Annotated in this window: 21 protein-coding genes; 4 read left to right on the plus strand and 17 right to left on the minus strand. The window is 59.6% G+C overall.

Annotated features, from left to right (window positions below; all coding sequences use genetic code 11):
• Positions 1 to 40: 40 nt before the first annotated feature.
• The 14 genes from ruvB to R3D51_09315 form a co-directional block, all read right to left on the minus strand.
• Positions 41 to 1,105 carry a Holliday junction branch migration DNA helicase RuvB gene (gene ruvB, locus R3D51_09250; protein MEZ5899666.1) on the minus strand — a complete coding sequence of 355 codons (1,065 nt, stop codon included), beginning with the start codon at positions 1,103 to 1,105 and terminating at the stop codon, positions 41 to 43.
• Between the two features lie 202 nt (positions 1,106 to 1,307).
• The gene (locus R3D51_09255; GenBank protein ID MEZ5899667.1) at positions 1,308 to 1,679 is read right to left on the minus strand and encodes a PilZ domain-containing protein; all 372 of its coding nucleotides are present in this window, start codon (positions 1,677 to 1,679) and stop codon (positions 1,308 to 1,310) included.
• Positions 1,680 to 1,769: 90 nt separating this feature from the next.
• On the minus strand, positions 1,770 to 2,225 hold the full coding sequence (locus R3D51_09260) for a YaiI/YqxD family protein (GenBank protein MEZ5899668.1): 456 nt from the start codon (positions 2,223 to 2,225) through the stop codon (positions 1,770 to 1,772).
• 50 nt (positions 2,226 to 2,275) lie between these two features.
• Entirely contained in the window at positions 2,276 to 2,992 is a 717-nt protein-coding gene (locus R3D51_09265; GenBank protein MEZ5899669.1) for an alpha/beta hydrolase, read from the minus strand.
• Between the two features lie 101 nt (positions 2,993 to 3,093).
• The gene (gene ruvA / locus R3D51_09270) at positions 3,094 to 3,717 is read right to left on the minus strand and encodes a Holliday junction branch migration protein RuvA (GenBank protein ID MEZ5899670.1); all 624 of its coding nucleotides are present in this window, start codon (positions 3,715 to 3,717) and stop codon (positions 3,094 to 3,096) included.
• Positions 3,714 to 4,241 carry a crossover junction endodeoxyribonuclease RuvC gene (gene ruvC, locus R3D51_09275; GenBank protein MEZ5899671.1) on the minus strand — a complete coding sequence of 176 codons (528 nt, stop codon included), beginning with the start codon at positions 4,239 to 4,241 and terminating at the stop codon, positions 3,714 to 3,716. Before ruvC ends, ruvA begins: the two co-directional genes overlap by 4 nt.
• A gap of 137 nt (positions 4,242 to 4,378) precedes the next feature.
• Entirely contained in the window at positions 4,379 to 4,588 is a 210-nt protein-coding gene (locus R3D51_09280; GenBank protein MEZ5899672.1) for a hypothetical protein, read from the minus strand.
• 286 nt (positions 4,589 to 4,874) lie between these two features.
• The gene (locus tag R3D51_09285) at positions 4,875 to 5,624 is read right to left on the minus strand and encodes a YebC/PmpR family DNA-binding transcriptional regulator (protein MEZ5899673.1); all 750 of its coding nucleotides are present in this window, start codon (positions 5,622 to 5,624) and stop codon (positions 4,875 to 4,877) included.
• Positions 5,625 to 5,763: 139 nt separating this feature from the next.
• Entirely contained in the window at positions 5,764 to 6,258 is a 495-nt protein-coding gene (locus R3D51_09290) for a M23 family metallopeptidase (GenBank protein MEZ5899674.1), read from the minus strand.
• Positions 6,259 to 6,267: 9 nt separating this feature from the next.
• Entirely contained in the window at positions 6,268 to 7,086 is an 819-nt protein-coding gene (locus R3D51_09295) for a TIGR00282 family metallophosphoesterase (GenBank protein ID MEZ5899675.1), read from the minus strand.
• A gap of 41 nt (positions 7,087 to 7,127) precedes the next feature.
• Positions 7,128 to 7,706: a 5-formyltetrahydrofolate cyclo-ligase gene (locus R3D51_09300; protein MEZ5899676.1), complete on the minus strand. Its 579-nt coding sequence runs from the start codon at positions 7,704 to 7,706 to the stop codon at positions 7,128 to 7,130.
• A gap of 258 nt (positions 7,707 to 7,964) precedes the next feature.
• Positions 7,965 to 8,342, minus strand: coding sequence for a DUF1232 domain-containing protein (locus R3D51_09305; protein MEZ5899677.1), 378 nt, complete (start codon positions 8,340 to 8,342; stop codon positions 7,965 to 7,967).
• A 43-nt stretch (positions 8,343 to 8,385) separates the two neighbouring features.
• Positions 8,386 to 8,754, minus strand: coding sequence for a cell division protein ZapA (locus R3D51_09310; protein MEZ5899678.1), 369 nt, complete (start codon positions 8,752 to 8,754; stop codon positions 8,386 to 8,388).
• A 7-nt stretch (positions 8,755 to 8,761) separates the two neighbouring features.
• Positions 8,762 to 8,974: a hypothetical protein gene (locus tag R3D51_09315; protein ID MEZ5899679.1), complete on the minus strand. Its 213-nt coding sequence runs from the start codon at positions 8,972 to 8,974 to the stop codon at positions 8,762 to 8,764.
• Positions 8,975 to 9,274: 300 nt separating this feature from the next.
• On the opposite strand from R3D51_09315, the gene gap reads away from it, so the two are divergent.
• Entirely contained in the window at positions 9,275 to 10,282 is a 1,008-nt protein-coding gene (gene gap / locus R3D51_09320; GenBank protein ID MEZ5899680.1) for a type I glyceraldehyde-3-phosphate dehydrogenase, read from the plus strand.
• Between the two features lie 82 nt (positions 10,283 to 10,364).
• On the opposite strand, the gene R3D51_09325 is transcribed toward gap, so the two are convergent.
• Positions 10,365 to 11,606: a DUF2254 domain-containing protein gene (locus R3D51_09325; protein MEZ5899681.1), complete on the minus strand. Its 1,242-nt coding sequence runs from the start codon at positions 11,604 to 11,606 to the stop codon at positions 10,365 to 10,367.
• Between the two features lie 31 nt (positions 11,607 to 11,637).
• Positions 11,638 to 11,787, minus strand: coding sequence for a hypothetical protein (locus R3D51_09330; GenBank protein MEZ5899682.1), 150 nt, complete (start codon positions 11,785 to 11,787; stop codon positions 11,638 to 11,640).
• On the opposite strand from R3D51_09330, the gene R3D51_09335 reads away from it, so the two are divergent.
• Positions 11,786 to 12,820: a class I fructose-bisphosphate aldolase gene (locus tag R3D51_09335; protein MEZ5899683.1), complete on the plus strand. Its 1,035-nt coding sequence runs from the start codon at positions 11,786 to 11,788 to the stop codon at positions 12,818 to 12,820. The genes R3D51_09330 and R3D51_09335 overlap by 2 nt on opposite strands.
• Positions 12,821 to 12,900: 80 nt before the next feature.
• On the opposite strand, the gene R3D51_09340 is transcribed toward R3D51_09335, so the two are convergent.
• Positions 12,901 to 15,234 carry a L,D-transpeptidase family protein gene (locus tag R3D51_09340; GenBank protein ID MEZ5899684.1) on the minus strand — a complete coding sequence of 778 codons (2,334 nt, stop codon included), beginning with the start codon at positions 15,232 to 15,234 and terminating at the stop codon, positions 12,901 to 12,903.
• Between the two features lie 336 nt (positions 15,235 to 15,570).
• Between R3D51_09340 and R3D51_09345 the strand changes: the two genes are divergently transcribed.
• Positions 15,571 to 16,212, plus strand: a complete 642-nt coding sequence (locus R3D51_09345) for a thiamine phosphate synthase (protein MEZ5899685.1) — start codon at positions 15,571 to 15,573, stop codon at positions 16,210 to 16,212.
• Positions 16,209 to 17,333, plus strand: a complete 1,125-nt coding sequence (locus tag R3D51_09350) for a tetratricopeptide repeat protein (protein MEZ5899686.1) — start codon at positions 16,209 to 16,211, stop codon at positions 17,331 to 17,333. The genes R3D51_09345 and R3D51_09350 overlap by 4 nt, the downstream gene beginning before the upstream one ends.
• The last annotated feature ends 54 nt before the right edge of the window (positions 17,334 to 17,387 follow it).

Below are 17,387 nucleotides of genomic sequence, written 5' to 3' on the forward strand. Positions count from 1 at the left end.
TTTACGTTGCAGGCGTTGTGGCTTTGAGGATCGGCGCGCGCTAGCGCCTTTTTCCGCCTTCTTCTGCCTCGTCGTCCTCATCGAAGATTGGAAGTTCGGGAGTGGCCGCGCGCGCTGGTCCCGAAAGGCCCAAATGACGATAAGCCTTCAATGCGAGAACGCGGCCACGCGGCGTACGGCTTATGAAACCTTGCTGGAGAAGATACGGCTCGACGATTTCTTCAAGTGCGTCGCGCGGCTCCGACAACGCCGCAGCAAGCGTTTCGATACCGACCGGCCCGCCCTCATAATTGCGCGCGATGCACCCAAGGTAACGATGGTCGAGCGCATCGAGTCCCTCACCATCCACCTCCAGCAGCCGCAGCGCACGGTCCGCGACGGCGGCGTTAATGACGGCAGCGCCTTCGACGGCGGCGAAATCGCGAACACGGCGCAGCAAGCGCCCTGCGATGCGTGGCGTCCCGCGCGAGCGTTTGGCAACCTCGCGCGCACCGTCGGATGCTATCGGCGCACCGAGCACGCGCGCGCCGCGCGACACGACAAGCTCAAGCTCATCGACCGTGTAAAAATTCAGACGCACCGGTATGCCGAAGCGATCGCGCAACGGGTTGGTGAGTAGCCCTGCTCGCGTCGTAGCGCCCACGAGCGTAAATTTCGGAAGATCGATACGTACTGAACGCGCAGCAGGCCCTTCGCCAATCATAAGATCGAGTTGGAAGTCCTCCATCGCAGGATAGAGAATTTCTTCAACCGCCGGATTGAGCCGGTGTATTTCATCGATGAAAAGTACGTCGCGTTCTTCCAGATTGGTCAGAAGCGCGGCGAGATCTCCAGCCTTGGAAATCACCGGACCTGAAGTCGCCCTGAACCCGACCCCAAGCTCCTTGGCCATGATCTGCGCGAGCGTCGTCTTGCCGAGACCTGGCGGGCCTGCAAACAAGACGTGATCGAGCGCATCGCCACGACCTTTGGCGGCCTGGATGAAAATACTCAGATTGGCGCGGGCCTGCTCCTGACCGATGAACTCGGCCAGCGACTGGGGACGGATCGTCGCCTCGAAGGCGTCGGTCTCGCGCTTGGCTGAACTGATCAGGCGGTCGGTCATGGTTTGTTCGTGGCGGTGTTCGCCCCCGCCGTCAAGCCGACACGGTGCGCGCGGACGCACCAAGCGTGGAAATTGACCGGATCGGGCCGGATTGCCGCGTAAAGCAGCTGATCCGGCCAGCATATGACACCGAGGACGATTTCTGCTTTTGGCGCCTTTCGCGCCTCAGGCCCAGGTTAGGACGTCGCCGCAGGCGCGCCGACTACGCCTCGCGTTGAGCGCGGGCAAGGGGTTTGGGCGCGGCGGTGAATTTCACACCCAGCTCCTTGGCTCCACAGCGGACGATCTTGCATTCGTACATGACGCGATCCAGTCGCACGACAAGCCGGATGCGATCATCATTGCTGATGCCAGCGGAAAAATCTCTATCCCATCCCTGCCGAAGCTCGAGCCGCGCTCCTGTGGTGGACATATCGCGGATAAGACAGGGAAAGGATCCCGGGCCATCTTCCAAGTACACGACAGCCGGCGTCATTCCCGAACGGCGGGGTGCGAAGCGCTTTTCGCTGGCTTTGTCGTGAGCGCCCACTGACGCGGCTTTGGGCTTCGATAAAATCCGGTCAATCGATCGCATCGTTCGTCCTGCTTGGTTACCGGTAGATGACCAAGAATCAACGCACGATCAGGTAAACGCCCTGTTAAGACTATCCGTCGCATTCGAGCTTTATGGCGCATGTTTGCGCTTGATGTGCTGAACGGCCTGCTCCAGCGCCTGCAAGAAGGCGGATCGGTTGGCTTTGCTGAATGGCGCGTTATAGCGCCCGCCTTCGCCAGTCTCCCTCAAATGCTGCGAGAGTTCGCGCATTGCGAGTGCCATGCCAATGGACGCATCGGTGAAGGGCTTGCCGGTGTTGCCGATCGCGTGTGCGCCTGCTTTCAAGGCGCGTGAGGCAAGCGGAATGTCCTGCGTGATGACGATGTCACCGTTGCCAGCGCGCTCCGCGATCCAATCGTCGGCAGCGTCGGGACCATCATGCACGATCACCCGCTCGAACTCTGGTCCCTCGGGCAGTCGCATCCAGGCGTTCGAAACAAAGATTACCGGAAGAGCATGGCGCAGCGCGACCCGCGCCACCTCCTCCTTGACCGGACAGGCATCAGCGTCGACAAAAATCCTCATCGTTCAAAGATCCTGGCGGTTGCTTGAAATCGCAAAGAATGCCGCACTTCTTAGACCGGAGTAGAGGCAATCGTGCAGAAAATCTCGGCTAATGCCGCAGGCGCGGTGATGTGGGGATTATGGCTGGCGTCCATCTCGAAGTAGCACCAGCCCGGATCGGCCTTCGCGGCACGCGCAAACGGTCCGAACATATCGCCGGGCCCAATGCGCGTGCAATAGATGAAGCTACGCGGCAAAGCGGTAACGCCGAGCTTGAGCTCGATAGGCTGCGTCATGGTCTTGAACGGTTGAGGATGACGGCGCGGCGCGATCCAATCGAGGTCGGCCTGCTCGGTGTCGGGCGGAAGTGGATTGGGCGGCACGCGCCATCCCTCGCCTTGTGTGCGTGCGCCTTTCACCCAGCGCTCGCGCTGCTCAGGCGTTGCGAGAGCAAGCATGGTGTCGCCAGCCTTGGGCGCAAATGCATCGAGATAAACCACCTGCGCCAATCGCTCCGGCATACGGTCTGCCACACCGGTTGCGACGAACCCGCCGTAGCTGTGGCCGACGAGAATGACGTCGCGGAGATCTTCGTGGAAGATCACGGAACATATGTCAGCGATATGATGCTCCAGATCGATATCTGGATGTGCCAGATGCAGGCGTTCACCCAGACCAGTATGCGTAGGCGTGAACAGCTCATGCCCGGCTGCGCGCATCAACGGATGCATTCGCTTCCAAACGAAACCGGCGGACCATGCGCCGTGCGCGACCACAAACGTCGCCATCTCAGCAATCCTTTCAAAAGCGCTTCCGCAGAATGCACGCGCAATATAGCGATCCGGCACTTTTGCGGAATGGTACGTGGGGATGAGCGTGCGCTTAGGGTTTAGCGCGCCAGCGCCTTTAATCCGCGCTTGATAAGCGCCGCCGTATCGGCCGCCTCGCCCAGCTCGCCCATGGCGGTTGCAACCGCTGCGGAAGCCTGTTGCGGATTATAGCCAAGATTGGTGAGCGCGGAGATCGCCTCAGCCGCGGCGTGCCCCTGAACGATGGGCTGCGGTTGCGCCACACCGTTAGCCAAGGCGGGCACATTAAGACCGGCCACCGAGAGGGCCGGAGCCTTGTCCTTAAGCTCGGCGACGATGCGTTGCGCCAACTTCTTGCCGACGCCCGGAGCTTCCTCGACCGCTGCCCAATTGCCAAGAGCAATGGCATTCGCGAGATCCTGCGGGCTCATGATGCCCAATACGCCCAGCGCCACCTTTGCGCCGACCCCCTGGATGGTCTGCAGCGTGCGAAACCAGTTACGTTCCAGCTCGCTTTGGAAGCCGAACAGGCGGATTGCATCCTCGCGCACATGAGTGTCGATGGTGAGAGAAACCTCATCGCCAATCTTCAAATTGCGAAGAGTGCGCGCCGACGCCTGCACCTCATATCCGACGCCACCGACGTCGATAATGAGAAAGCTCTCGCCAATGGTATCGACTTTACCTCGCAACTTGCCGATCATGTGCGAGCTTCCTTCAGCAGACGAAGAGCAGCGGCCTGGGGCGTGAACCGATGGTTGGCGTGACAAATCGCAATCGCCAGTGCGTCGGCTTCATCGGCACTCTCGAACCGCGCTTTGGGCAACAGAAAACCTATCATGGCTTGTATCTGCTGCTTTTCAGCGTGCCCCGCCCCGACGACTGTCTTCTTGATCTGGTTGGGCGTGTATTCCGCGACCTGTAGCCCGAGCATAGCGGGTGCAAGCAGCGCAGCACCCCGAGCTTGGCCAAGCTTCAAGGTAGAACGAGGGTTTTCGTTGACGAAAGTTTCCTCGACCGCTGCCTCACGCGGAGAAAAACTCGCGATCACGCTGCTGATGCCCTCAAACAGCGACCGTAGCCGGTACGCCAAATCGTCCCCAGAGGTCGATGTGATGACGCCGGATGCGACATAGCTCAAACGCACCCCGTCGCTATCGACGACGCCCCAGCCTGTTCGGCGGAGGCCCGGATCTAGTCCCAATATGCGAATCGCGGATGCTTTCATGTCCCCCTGATACCACGCCCGCCGTCACAGACGCGGTGCGAACGCTCCACATCCGGGCATAAAAATATCCCGGAGCGCTTCCCGGTGTGTGACAACCAGGTAACGATCCGGGATCTGCCTTGCGGGCCGGCAGAAGGTTACTCGGAGGTCGGAGGTGTCGTGCGATAGCGATGGTATTCGAAGGCCTTTGCCAGGTGGTCAGGCTCCGGCATCGGGCTCTCCACGATCGACGCCTTGAAATTCTGGGGGCGTGCGGCCGTGAGTTGTGCATCGACGAACTCAGCCCAATAAATTCGGCGCAGCGTGCGCGTATAGGCTTCGAAAATCGCGGACCCGTGACTGGACATTCTGTACTCCACTCCAGAAAGTTGGGCAGCCACCCGCAATGGACGCCACACGTATGAAGGTCAATAAATAATGAATAGAATTTAACCGCTAATTCTCACCAAGTTCTTGACGCCCGTCGCGCAATTTTAGCGACTTAAAGAAAAATTCACCAATAGTACGTGCACGCACGTTAACCGGGGTTAACGGCGATGACAGTGCTGAAAGACTGGCGCGGTGAAAGGCGTACGGCAGTGCAAGCCGACGCGCGGCTTTCTATATCTGGTCAGCGACGCGGCAGGCTTGCGTTCAAGCGGCCGTCAGTTTCTTCAAAACGTCCTCGGACACCTCGAAGTTCGCAAAGACGTTCTGGACGTCATCGTCGTCCTCAAGTGTCGCGATCATCTTGAGGATCTTTTGCGCGTTCTCTTCATCGACGGGCGTCGTCAGCGTGGGCTTCCATACGGCCTTGACGCTGGCCGCCTCCCCAAGCGCCTTTTCCAGCGCCGCTGCGACAGTCCCGAGACTGTCGAAAGAGCACGTAATCAAATGACCGTTGCCATCGGTTGCCGCATCGTCGGCGCCTGATTCGATGGCAGCTTCGAGAATGGCATCAGCGGAGCCCGCTTCCGGCTTGTAGGAAATCTCCCCGACGTGATTGAACATATGGCTTACCGAACCTGTCGAACCGAGGTTGCCGTCATGCTTCGTGAAGACGGAGCGCACCGCGCCGCCCGTTCGATTGCGATTGTCGGTCAGCGCTTCGACGATGACGGCCACACCGCCGGGCGCATAGCCCTCGTAACGCACTTCCTCATAGTTCTCGGTATCGCCCCCGGCCGCCTTCTTGATGGCGCGCTCTATATTGTCCTTGGGCATGTTTTCCGCGCGCGCTTCCTGAATGGCGAGACGCAGGCGCGGGTTCATGGTCGGGTCAGGCATGCCGAGCTTGGCGGCAACGGTTATCTCTCGGGAAAGCTTAGCAAACATCTTGGAGCGCGCGGCATCGGCACGCCCCTTCTTGTGCATGATGTTCTTGAATGCTGAATGCCCGGCCATTGCGATGCCCTGAAAAGTTCGTTGCTTGCGAGATGATCGGCCCCGTGTTTGGCGCAACATTCGGGGGCTGGTCAAGCCCATCGCAAGCATCCGCAGGGCAAATGGGGCCCAGCCGCGCCAGTCTGCCGATGCAAGGCCGCTATTGGAGAAGATCGAGCGGATTGATAGGCTTGCCGTCCCTCAGGACTTCAAAATGCAACCGGGGCCCCTGCGTGCGCCCCGTTGCGCCGATTTTGCCGATCTGACGCCCGCCAGTAATGCACTCTCCTGCACTGACCGACAGCGCTCCAAGGTGGCCGTATCCAGTCTCGACGCCGCCGCCATGTGCGATGCGCACATAAAGCCCAAGGTCGCCTTTGTTGCCCGCCTCTACGACTTTACCGCTTCGCGCGGCATATACGGGCTCGCCGGCAGGACCGTCGAGATCGACGCCGCCGTGGAACTGCTTGGTCTTGGAGATTTCGTCGTACTGGTCGCCGAACTCCTTGATGACACTGCCGCCGGTTGGTCTGGCAAAGACCAGCGCCTCCTCTGCCGATCCCGCCATACTGCATTCGGCCGCCCAAGCGCCTGCGGAAGCCAGAGTGAGCAAACCGGCTGTCAGTGTGACAAGAGTGAGAAGCGCTTTTGCCATAACTCCCCCCTACCAGAAGTCGGGCTCGACCGGATCAAGATGTGGACCCCGCCTGAACGGAGCGACACGTCGCGCCAGTCCTGTCGCATCGTCGATGTCTATCGCAAGCCCACAGAGCGTGGCTTGGCCCATCGCCGGTTCATAGCGTGTGCGCGGAATTTTGGTCAGGAACCTGCTCAGCGGCTCCTCGGCATCCATGCCCAGCACAGAGTTGTAATCACCACACATGCCAGCATCGGACATGAAGGCGGTGCCATTTGGCAGAACGCGATGATCCGAGGTCGGCGTATGCGTATGCGTTCCCACTACGCCCGATACGCGACCGTCCACGAAATACCCGAACGATTGCTTCTCGCTCGTGGCCTCGGCGTGGAAATCAACGAAAATGACGTCTGCGCCGTCCTTGAGCTTGCACGCTGTGATTTCGTTGTCGACGGCGCGGAAAGGACAGTCGAGCTCGGTCATGAAGACGCGGCCCATGACGTTGATCACCAGGACGTCCGCTCCGTTCCTTGCCTTGAGCATTGTAGCCCCTCGCCCCGGCGTGCCCTTTGGAAAATTGAGCGGGCGGATCAAGCGGTCGTGCCGCTCGATGAAGACGAGAGTGTCCTTCTGGTCGAAGGCGTGATTTCCGAGTGTGACGCAGTCAGCGCCAGCATCGATAAGGTCATTCAGAATGGATTCGGTAATGCCGAAGCCGCCGGCAGCGTTCTCGCCATTGATGATGACGAAGTCGAGTTCATAGCGCTCCCGGATGCCTGGCAGCGCCTCCAGGATCGCGTTGCGGCCGGTACGGCCCACAATATCGCCAAGAAAAAGCAGTCGCATTCATGTCCCACGCCCCGCGTCCAGGTTGGAGAGGGCTTCTTTTAGTTCTTGCTGCAACGGATCGGGCCCGACGGCGTCAGCACCCAATCCAGGCGCTGGTCATAGCTCTCGTGGGGAACCGCGTCGACCTCTAGTTCGTCATACGCTATGCCGACGGCCGTGACCGGCTTGTGCACCTTCAGCTTGGCCAACGTGCGATCATAGAAGCCGCCGCCGTAGCCCAGCCGCCAGCCATCCCGGTCAAACGCCAGGAGCGGCACGAGGAGAACATCGGGCGCCACCTCGTCCTTGTTAGCGAGTGGCTCGCGAATGCCCCACTGAACACGTGCCATTTCATCGCCTGGCGCCCAAGACCGCATGATGAGCGGCTTGCCGCGCCCCTCCATGACCGGAAGCGCCAGCTTGAAGCCTTCTCGATGAAGCCAATCGAGCAATGCAGAAGGATCGATCTCGTCGCGGATAGCAGCAAAGCCGGACACCGTCGCCCCTGGCCGTACGCCCAGAAAATCCAGCCCATGGGCCGCAAGACGACGTCCAGCCTCTCCGCCATGGGCCTCATATGCCGCCTTGCGGGTTGCGAACGCCCTGTTGCGAAACTCTGCCTTCAGCTCGACTGGCAACGTACAGGCTCCCGGTGAATTAGGTGCCGCGGTGGCCGTTGGGAACATGATCCCGCGTGGTCCCTACGAGCGTAGGTGGGCACCATATGTCCAGAGCCACGGCTCCGGCCAGGGACAGCGCCCGTGCGGATCTTATAGGCCCCCGGGTCATTTGTCCCTGACGGGCCCCGCAGCGTTCTGGATGTAGGCCAAGATTGCCAGAAAATCCAGGGGCGCGCGGGTCTCAGCCAGCAGACAAGTTATGTGCAAGCCCGGCTCTCAGTGCCAGCGACCCCACGCCCAGCGACCGGTCAACACAATGGCGACCAGCCAAATAACAACCACGATGACCGCCGCAGTCCGCGATGGCGCCAAACGCGTGCCGGGCGTGATCTTGGCGCGATGTTCGGCCATAACCTCGCTCGGGATCATCCTTCGGATCGCCCATAAGGCCAAAGGCAGCAGGATCAATTCATCCAGAAATCCGATCACCGGGATGAAGTCGGGGATCAGATCGATCGGGCTGAGGGCATAAGCGACGACAGCAACCCCAAGAAAACGCGCGGCAAACGGCGTTCGCGGATCACGCAATGCGGATGCCAGTACTGCGATTTCCGATTTCAGCGATTTGGCGAAAGCGCGCAGTTTTTCGATCATCAGCCCGGCCAATGTTGCTCATGGAAAGCGAAATGATTGTTTCTTAGGTGCCTGACTTGCGCCCGAGATCACTGGCGCTTCCAGTGCGTTGCTCTTCCACCGTCTTCGTTACCGATTTCAGCTTGTCGGTCTGCTCTTCCAGCAACTCGTCAATGTCGGCGCGCGCCTCGAACAGCTCATCCGTCACCATGAGCGCAGCCATGAGCACCAGCCGCTCATCGCCCACGGGCCCATGCTCACGAATGAGCGTGTCCAGCTTGTCCTTGAGATAGCCCGCGATTTCGCCCAAACGATCCGCATCCGCCTCGGCACACTCGAAGCGGTATGTTCGCTTGTTAAACGATATCGCAACCTGGGCCAAAAGCTGTCCGGCCCGCTGTTGGCAGGGCCGCTCCCCCGAGGACGACGACAAAAATCGCCTAGTCGGTCAGGTTATGAAGCGAATCGATAGCCCAATCAATGCGATTGATGATTTCGGCGTGCTTTTGCTCAAGCTCTTCGATACGCGACCTTGCCGCCGCAAGCTCCGAACTTAGCCGCGCATTCTCCGCAACGAGCCTGTTATCGGCTGTCTTGGCAGCGATTTTGGAGCCCTCGCCCCGCTTTGATTTTGTAGTAGTCCGTTCAGCCATAACTCGTAAGCCCCAACCCGGCTGGCCGCGGGTTTGGCTCGCGATTCAGCGCCCCACGGAACTGCACGTTACGTGGCATCCATAAACCACGTCAACCAATCAAAACTACAATGCAGCATTACTCCATCGATCCTGTCTCAACCTTGTTGCTTCATTGCCTCGATTGACGCATTGACAGCCGTCAGCCTGCTCAAGTTAATGGCGCACGCCGGAATAAGTGTCGTCACAATGCCCTAGCCGGCTGCGCGCGCGCCGCCCTGGTGCGCCTTCTTTGCATCAAGCTCCCGGGAGGAAAAAACAATGGCGGTGAAAGTCGCGATCAACGGATTTGGGCGTATCGGCCGCAACGTGCTTCGCGCGATCGTCGAAAGCGGTCGCACAGACATCAAAGTCGTCGCCATCAACGATCTGGGCCCGGTTGAAACCAACGCACACCTGATGCGATATGACAGCGTGCACGGACGTTTTCCCGGCAAGGTCACCGTATCGGGCGACACCATCGACGTCGGCACAGGCCCCATCAAAGTCACAGCCATCAAGAACCCGGCTGAGCTGCCGCATAAGGATCTCGGCGTACAGATTGCGATGGAGTGCACAGGCATTTTCACGTCGAAGGAAAAGGCGTCCGGGCATCTCGCCGCCGGCGCCAAGCGTGTGCTCGTTTCCGCCCCTGCCGACGGAGCCGACCTTACGGTTGTCTACGGCGTCAATCACGACAAGCTCACGAAGGAGCATGTTGTCGTCTCGAACGCCTCTTGCACCACGAACTGCCTGTCGCCGGTGGCCAAGGTGCTCAACGACACCGTCGGCATCGAGAAGGGCATGATGACGACGATCCACTCCTACACTGGCGATCAGCCGACCCTCGACACCATGCACAAGGATCTCTACCGCGGGCGCGCCGCCGCGCTTGCAATGATCCCGACCTCGACCGGTGCGGCCAAGGCCGTGGGACTTGTTCTACCTGAACTGAACGGCAAGCTCGATGGCTTCGCCATGCGCGTACCGACGCCCAACGTCTCGGTCGTCGATCTGAAGTTCATTGCCAAGCGCGCGACGACCAAAGACGAGATCAACGCTGCCATCAAGGCCGCAGCTGATGGTCCGCTGAAGGGCATCTTGGGCTACACGAACGAAAAGAACGTCTCCATTGACTTCAACCATGATCCTCTTTCGTCAATCTTCCACATGGATCAGACCAAGGTCATGGACGGTACTCTCGTGTCGGTCTTGTCCTGGTACGATAACGAATGGGGCTTCTCCAACCGCATGAGCGACACCGCAGTCGCCATGGCGAAGTTGATCTAAATACCGATTTAGGCGGAATAGACAAAAGCGGTGGCGTGGTTCATCTCACGCCGCCGCTTTTTTTGTCAGACATTGATTGGTTTTACGCCTTTGCCGCCTGGTGCACGCGCGCTTTATGTTCGTTGGCGATGAGCGCGGCGTCGGACAACTCAAGTGCTGTTTTGGACATCGCATCGGCTTCCTGCGTTAGGTCGTCAACCCCCATGCGTTTGAGCGCGCGCAAGACCTTTTGGAGCCGCACACCGATTTCGACGCTACCGGCACCGTCGCGCGCTATTGGCGTGAAAGCGTCGTTGACGATCTCCCGAGCCGTCAACGGCAGAGCGTGGAGGCGGTCGAAAGCAATCTTGTGGGTCTCTTCATCAGCTTGAAGTTTCGCCCATTTCTCGATCACCTCAACCAGTACGTTGAGAATATTCACCGCCGTTCCGGGATCGTTAACGGCAGGCGACAGCGCCCGATCGGCGGTTTCAGTTAGGTTGAGAATGTTGAAGCGCACGTCGCTATCGCTTTCCCGCGTGGAACCCAGCACGATGCAGCCGTTGATCGCGCTCGCCAACTCTGGCGTTTTCGCGTCCGCAGGCGTGACATAGGCAATCGGCGCCGTCGTTTCGACGTGTTCTCCTGGCCGCACAAACAGATAGATTTGGCAATCGTTCTCGCACGCCAGTTCCTGCAGGTTACCGAGCCCTAAATCCACCACGTAGCCGAAGCCGTCGGGAAAGACCGCGGCAGCATCTTCGCTCGGCGCTCCGTCCCAGGTGTTCGCCCCGAGTGCCCCTGCCGTCTTCGGCGTCAGTGATGAGAGCGCCGCATCGTGCAGGCGTTCAATGGTGTTGCTCAGTCGGCCGAGCTTCATCACGTGGTCAACCCAGTTGATGAACGACAGCAGCACGAAAATGACGATGGCGATCAGCCCAATGAAAAGGATGAAGCGGCCTGCGTGGCCGTAGTGAAACGCCTTGAGAGCCAGGATTCCGCAGATGGAATAGATGAAGGCAGCAATGAAAGCTGACAGAACGGTTTGCGCGGTACTGTCTGACAGGATGAACCGAGCGGCCCGCGGCGTGGACGTGGTCGAGGCCGAGGATGCTGCTGTGACGATGGCCGAAACGGTAAATGTGGCCACTGACAACATGCTGGAAGCAAAAATGCCAAATAGCGTGACCAGCGATTCCTCGCTGATATCGAGATCGAACTGCCCCTCGAAATGGTTGCCCAGCAGAAGCGCGGCGGCCGCTATAGCCACCGAGAACAAACTGGCTAAAGCCGGCCTGAACCAAAGTTTATGTCTTAAAAACAGGCGCAGACGCTGCAGAAGCACGCATTTCCCCTTGATTAACCGGAATTTCTTTCTAACCCATTTGCATAGCGCGCGCGTTTGCCGCAAGTGCTATCCCGTCCGACAGCAGCGCACATTGCGATGCAGCCTTGGCGGCCCGCCCCATCCGCGCTAATGCGTTGCCGCCGATTTCGAGAACCAACCGGATCAGGGGAGCCGACATGTCCGAACGCCTTGAAGATATCGCGCGCGCAATGGTTGCGCCCGGCAAAGGAATTCTTGCCGCTGACGAAAGTTCCGGAACGATCAAAAAGCGCTTCGACAAGATCAACCTGACGTCCACAGAGGATGCACGCCGCGACTACCGCGAAATGCTGTTCCGCTCCGCCGACGCCATGAAGAACTACGTTTCCGGTGTGATCCTGTACGACGAGACCATCCGACAGAAGGCCAAGGACGGCACCACTCTCGTGGACGTCATGAAGGCTGCGGGCTCCATTCCCGGCATCAAAGTCGACACCGGCGCCAAACCGCTTGCCGGCCCGAGTTCCAAGATCGAGACCGTGACGGAAGGCCTTGATGGTTTGCGTGAACGCCTTGCGGACTACTACAAGCTCGGGGCTCGATTTGCAAAGTGGCGCGCCGTCATCACCATCGCTGACGGCTACCCGACCTGGAACTGCGTGAAGGCCAACGCCCATGCGCTCGCTCGCTACGCGGCGCTATGCCAGGAAGCCGGCATTGTGCCAATCGTTGAGCCAGAAGTGCTGATGGACGGCGAGCATTCGCAACACGACATTGCTGAGTGCGCGCGCGTTACGGAATGGACGCTGCGTGCTGTCTTCCGCGAGCTTTACGATGCGCGTGTAAACCTAGAGGGCATGGTCTTGAAGCCCAACATGGTCATCGCCGGGCAGAAGTGCACGAAGCAGGCTTCGGCGCAGGAAGTCGCCGAGCGCACCATCAAAGTTCTCAAAGCAACCGTGCCCTCCAGCGTACCGGGCATTGCGTTCCTATCGGGCGGCCAGTCCGACGAGGCGGCGACGGAGCACCTGTCGCTAATGAACGCCATTGGTAACCTGCCCTGGGCACTGACTTTCTCATATGGCCGCGCACTTCAGGCCGCTGCATTGCAGGCTTGGGGCGGCAAGGCTGAAAACGTCGCTGCCGGTCAGCGCGCATTCACGCATCGCGCCAAGATGAATTCGCTGGCAGCCCTCGGAAAGTGGGACGCCAAACTGGAGAAGGCGGCTTGAGGCACTTTTCCAAGCCATGAAAATAAACAAGGCGGGCATCAGGGCCCGCCTTTTTTGTTTCTTTGATTCCGGCTGATCCCTTAGTTGGCTACCAGACCGGACAGTGCATTGCTCATGATATCGTTCGTCGTTCTGGTGGACCGCCGCGCGGTCTGCTCTTTCTTTTTGTTCGACTTGCGCGACGAAGTTGTAGCCGGTTGCGGATTAACGTCCGTGCTTCCCGTAGACACGTCGACCTGATCGTCATCGATAGCCGCAACCGTATCGGCGCTATTGGCCGCCGGCGCACTATAACGGACGTTGCGGCCAGCCAACGCCGACAACAGCCGACCGTCGTTGCCATAAACATCAGAGTAGGTTCGCAGCTTGCCCTCTTCGTCGACCCGCGCCGTGAAGTACGCAAGATAGACGGGCAACGGCTTTTCAAGAGTGACGTCTCCACCGGAATTGAACATCCCGCGGACCTTTGCTGCCGACCAGCCCTTATCCTGCTCCAGCAGAACCTCTGCAAGACGCTCCGGATTTTGGACGCGTATACAGCCATGGCTCAGCGCGCGGAAAGATTGTTTGAACAGCGCCTTCTGCGTCGTGTCATGCATGTAGACATCGTGGCTATTGGGGAAACGGAACTTCACGTCGCCCAGCGGATTCTGCCCGCCCGGAGGCTGCGTAAAGGAGAAGCGTCGGATATCCACCTTGCTCCAGTCGATGCTATCGGGATCCACTGGTCGGCCGTTGAGCGTCGGCCGCAGACCGTAGGCCTTCAGCACGCGCCCACCGCCGCTTGATCCACCTCCGAACAGCTGGTCAAAGAAGCCACCGCCCGAGGCCTGTTTCAGCCGCGGCAGAAGCTCCTTCATTTTAATGCCGTCAGGTACGCCCCAGGTCGGACGGAACATGACGTACAGCATGGTCGAACTCAACATCGGCGTCGGCCAAGTGGTCTGACCGACAATGATGCGTTCCTCGAAAATCTTCTCGTCGCCTTTGTAGGCGCGAGCGACATATTCGGGGATGTTGTTCATCACATAGACTTCGCCGAGATCCTCCGGCAGCCAGCGCCAGCGTTCCATGTTGGCGATGATGCGATCTATCTCCGCCTTGCCGTCGCGCTTCTTGGGCTTGCCTTCCGCGTTCAACGCAGCTCGGGTCGCAGAGTTGAGATATCCGTTGGCCTTGATGCCTTTTTCCTGCTGAAACGCCTTCACAGCCTCCACCAGCACCGCATCGTAGACGTTTTCATCCTCGCTGTTTTCGGCAGGTGTCTTCAAGCGCTTGCGCAGTAGGGCAATATCGTCGTTTTCCTGTCCAGGCTTTACGGTGCCCTTTCGGGGAAGCTCAACCTTGAGAGCCTCGTCGATCTTTTCCTCATCCTGCGGCCCGCGCGCCTTCAGCATTGCCTGGCGCAACTTTTCAAACTGAGGATGCTTGGGATTGAGGCCCGTCAAGTAACTGCCGGGCGTTGCGCTGGCGGAAATCTCCGCGAGCACGTCGGCAGGCTGTTTCACGGGGGGCTGCATGTCCCAAATTCTGCTGACGGAAGCAGGTGTGACCCGGCCGCCGCGCGCGTAGCGAGCGTATCTCAGCACTGCGAGCGACAGCTTGGCTTCTGCGGTTCCCTGATCGGCGCTCGGCGCCCCTGCAGCCAGCTCGGGCAGTTCAAACGCCGAAGCATCGAGCCCCCAATCGTCGGCCTTGCGGATTTCGGCAATCGCTTCGTTGGCTTTGGATGAGAGCGCGCCGTCCTTGATCCATAGAGGTGCAGGATGCTCGCCGTAGTACTGGTTCAAAGCCTCCACATCGTCCTTGTCGAAGCCTTTGACGAAAGTCTTATCGGATAACTTCTCCACGGCGGCGGCGACTACGGCGGCTACCGCAGGATCGACAGGCGGAGCGGCCGCGGCGGTTGTTTCAGTTGCAGGTGCGTCCGTTGCCGTTGCGTTGTTCGTCTTTGTCTCATCGGGCGAGGCGCTTGGGCTGGCAGGAGCTGTCGACGCCGCCGCATCTGCGGGTTTCGCGTCTTCCGACTTTGCGTCTTCGGTTGCCGCAGGGCTCGGAGCGGCAGCTGCATCTTGCTTGGCGTCACCGCTTGGCGGTGTCGCTGCCTGATCCTTATTCGCTTGGTCCTCCTTGCCGGCGTCTGCCGTTCCTGGCGCAGCAGCGTCAGGCTTGCTGGCGTCAGCCGCTTCAGGCTTGGCGGCCTCGTCCAGCTTATCGGTCACTTCCGAGGCCGGTGATGCATCAGGCGGAGCCGGTGTTGCAGCTGTTGTGGAAGAAGACGTTCCCGTCTCGCTCGTCGTGCTGGCGGAACCGCCTTCTGCGGAAGGTTCCGCGATGACAGGTGTCGCCACCAACGCGGCGGCCGTTGCAAAACCAGCCATCCACGATGCGCGCATCACCGCCTTCGTACCCATATCCGGTCGCTCCAAAATTGCTTCAAATGTGGCGGACTTGAAAAGTGATCTCGCCCCCTACTGCCCATACCGGCCCAGCAAGATGGCATATTCTAGCCCGTTGCCCCAGATTTCACAGCACCATGGCTGCATCGCCACCGTGGGTAAACCGCACGGGGGTCATTAAACCTCGAAATGATTTGGGTGTGGCACTGAAGACTCGGGGCATCTACTTAAGAGCTCGCGGAACCGTGATCTGAAACCATGGGGAAAATCCCAGCGCCTCGGTCGGGTTCTTTTTTCCGCCTCATTCCGCCGCGATAGCCGCAGCCTCAATTCCGGGAGATTATCTTGGCCGTGTCAGAGCTTTACCTCATCGCCGAGATTGGCGGATCGACGCCCGATTCAAATCGCGCCCGGATTGCCGCTGCCCTTGGGGCCGCAAGCATCCCCAGCGTGCTGTTGCGTCCCGTTCCGGGAGGCAGCCTCGAAGCGGGCCGCGTGAAACCGCTCGTGGAAGAGGTTCAAGCGAAAGGGGTCGCCGCGCTTGTGGCTGACGATGCGGAACTTGCGCGGGTGGTTCGCGCCGACGGCGTGCACCTTTCCTGGAGCAAGGACCAGACCGGCCGGATGACGGAAGCGCGCGAAATTCTCGGAGGCCGCTATATGTTGGGCGCGGATGCGGGTCGCTCTCGCGATGACGCCATGACATTGGGCGAGATGGGAGCCGACTATGTCGGCTTCGGTATTCCACCCCATGTTGAGGATCGGGCAGCCGCATTTGCGCGCCAATGCAATCTGCTTTCTTGGTGGGCAGAAATCTTCGAACCACCTTGCGTCGCCCTCGATGTGCCTGACGCAGAAGCAGCGGGTCATGCCGCACGCGCCAACGCCGACTTCGTGTCTGTTACACTCAGCCCCGATATGACGCCAGAGGATGCGGCCGCGTTGGTCAAGACCTTCTCCATTGTCATCGGAAGTGCCAAAATCCCTGCATGAGACGCGTTGTTGTCATACGCACCTGTACGCTAGGCGTTCTCTCGCTGGCCTTGAGTTGCATGAGCGCGATTGCATCGCGCGCCGAAAGTAGCTCGTGGTCACAGCGGATCGAAACGCCCGACGATCAAAAGGCGCCGGCCGCCAAGAAGACCCCGCCAGAGAAAACTCCGCCCAAGAACAAGCCCGCTAGTGCCGCCAAGCCTTCACCGGCGGCGCAAAAACCAGCTACGACCACGATCTCCAAGACTGTGCCGAGCACCGTGCCGGCAACAGGCGAAGACGCGGCCTATATGGCCTTCGACCAAGGACAATATCTCACCGCGCTGAAGTTAGCTCAGGAAGCCGCCGGCCGAGGGGATGCAACTGCAAACACTCTGATAGGCCGCATCTATGAGGAGGGCTTGGGCGTTCCCCAGGACTCCAAGACCGCCGCCAACTGGTACACACGCGGTGCCGAGCTGGGAGATATTCCCGCAACGTTTGAGCTGGCCATGCTGTTGGCCCAAGGCAAGGGTGTGGAGAAAAATCGTGAGGCCGCCGCTCAGCTGTTTGAGAAGGCGGCTTTAACCGGACACGCACTCGCAAATTACAATCTCGGGCTTCTGTTTCTCAAAGGTGATGGCAAGCCACAAAATCCCTATCGCGCGCTTGATCACATCCGATTTGCCGCCGAGAAAGGCGTAGCGCAAGCGCAGTACGATTTGTCAGCCATGTACCAAAAAGGCGAAGGCACACAGCCCAATGCCCTGGAGGCCGCCAAGTGGTTGTCGCGCGCCGCCGCGCAAGGGCTCGATGTCGCCCAGTACGATTATGCGATCATGCTTCTAAAGGGCTTCGGCCTGACGCGCGACGAGCCCAAGGCCATCGCATACCTCAAAGCCGCGGCCGAAAAAGGACTGCCGGGAGCCCAGAACCGTCTTGCTTGGGTCATTATGGAAGGCGTGGGCACGAACAAGGATCCGGTTGAAGCCGCCAAATGGCGCTTCATCGCCAAGCATAACGGCTTCGCGGATGAGAAGCTTGATGCGGCAATCGCCAAGTTCTCGAAGGCTGATCTGGCAAAGGCGCAAAAAGCTGCCGCCGATTGGTCCGACCGCATCCAAGTCCAGCCTATCGAGTAACATCACGGCATAATTCTAGCCATTCGGCGGAATGCGTTGGCGGCGAAGGGCAGC

The organism is Hyphomicrobiaceae bacterium (genome assembly GCA_041397645.1).
Lineage (GTDB): Bacteria > Pseudomonadota > Alphaproteobacteria > Rhizobiales > Hyphomicrobiaceae > Hyphomicrobium_B.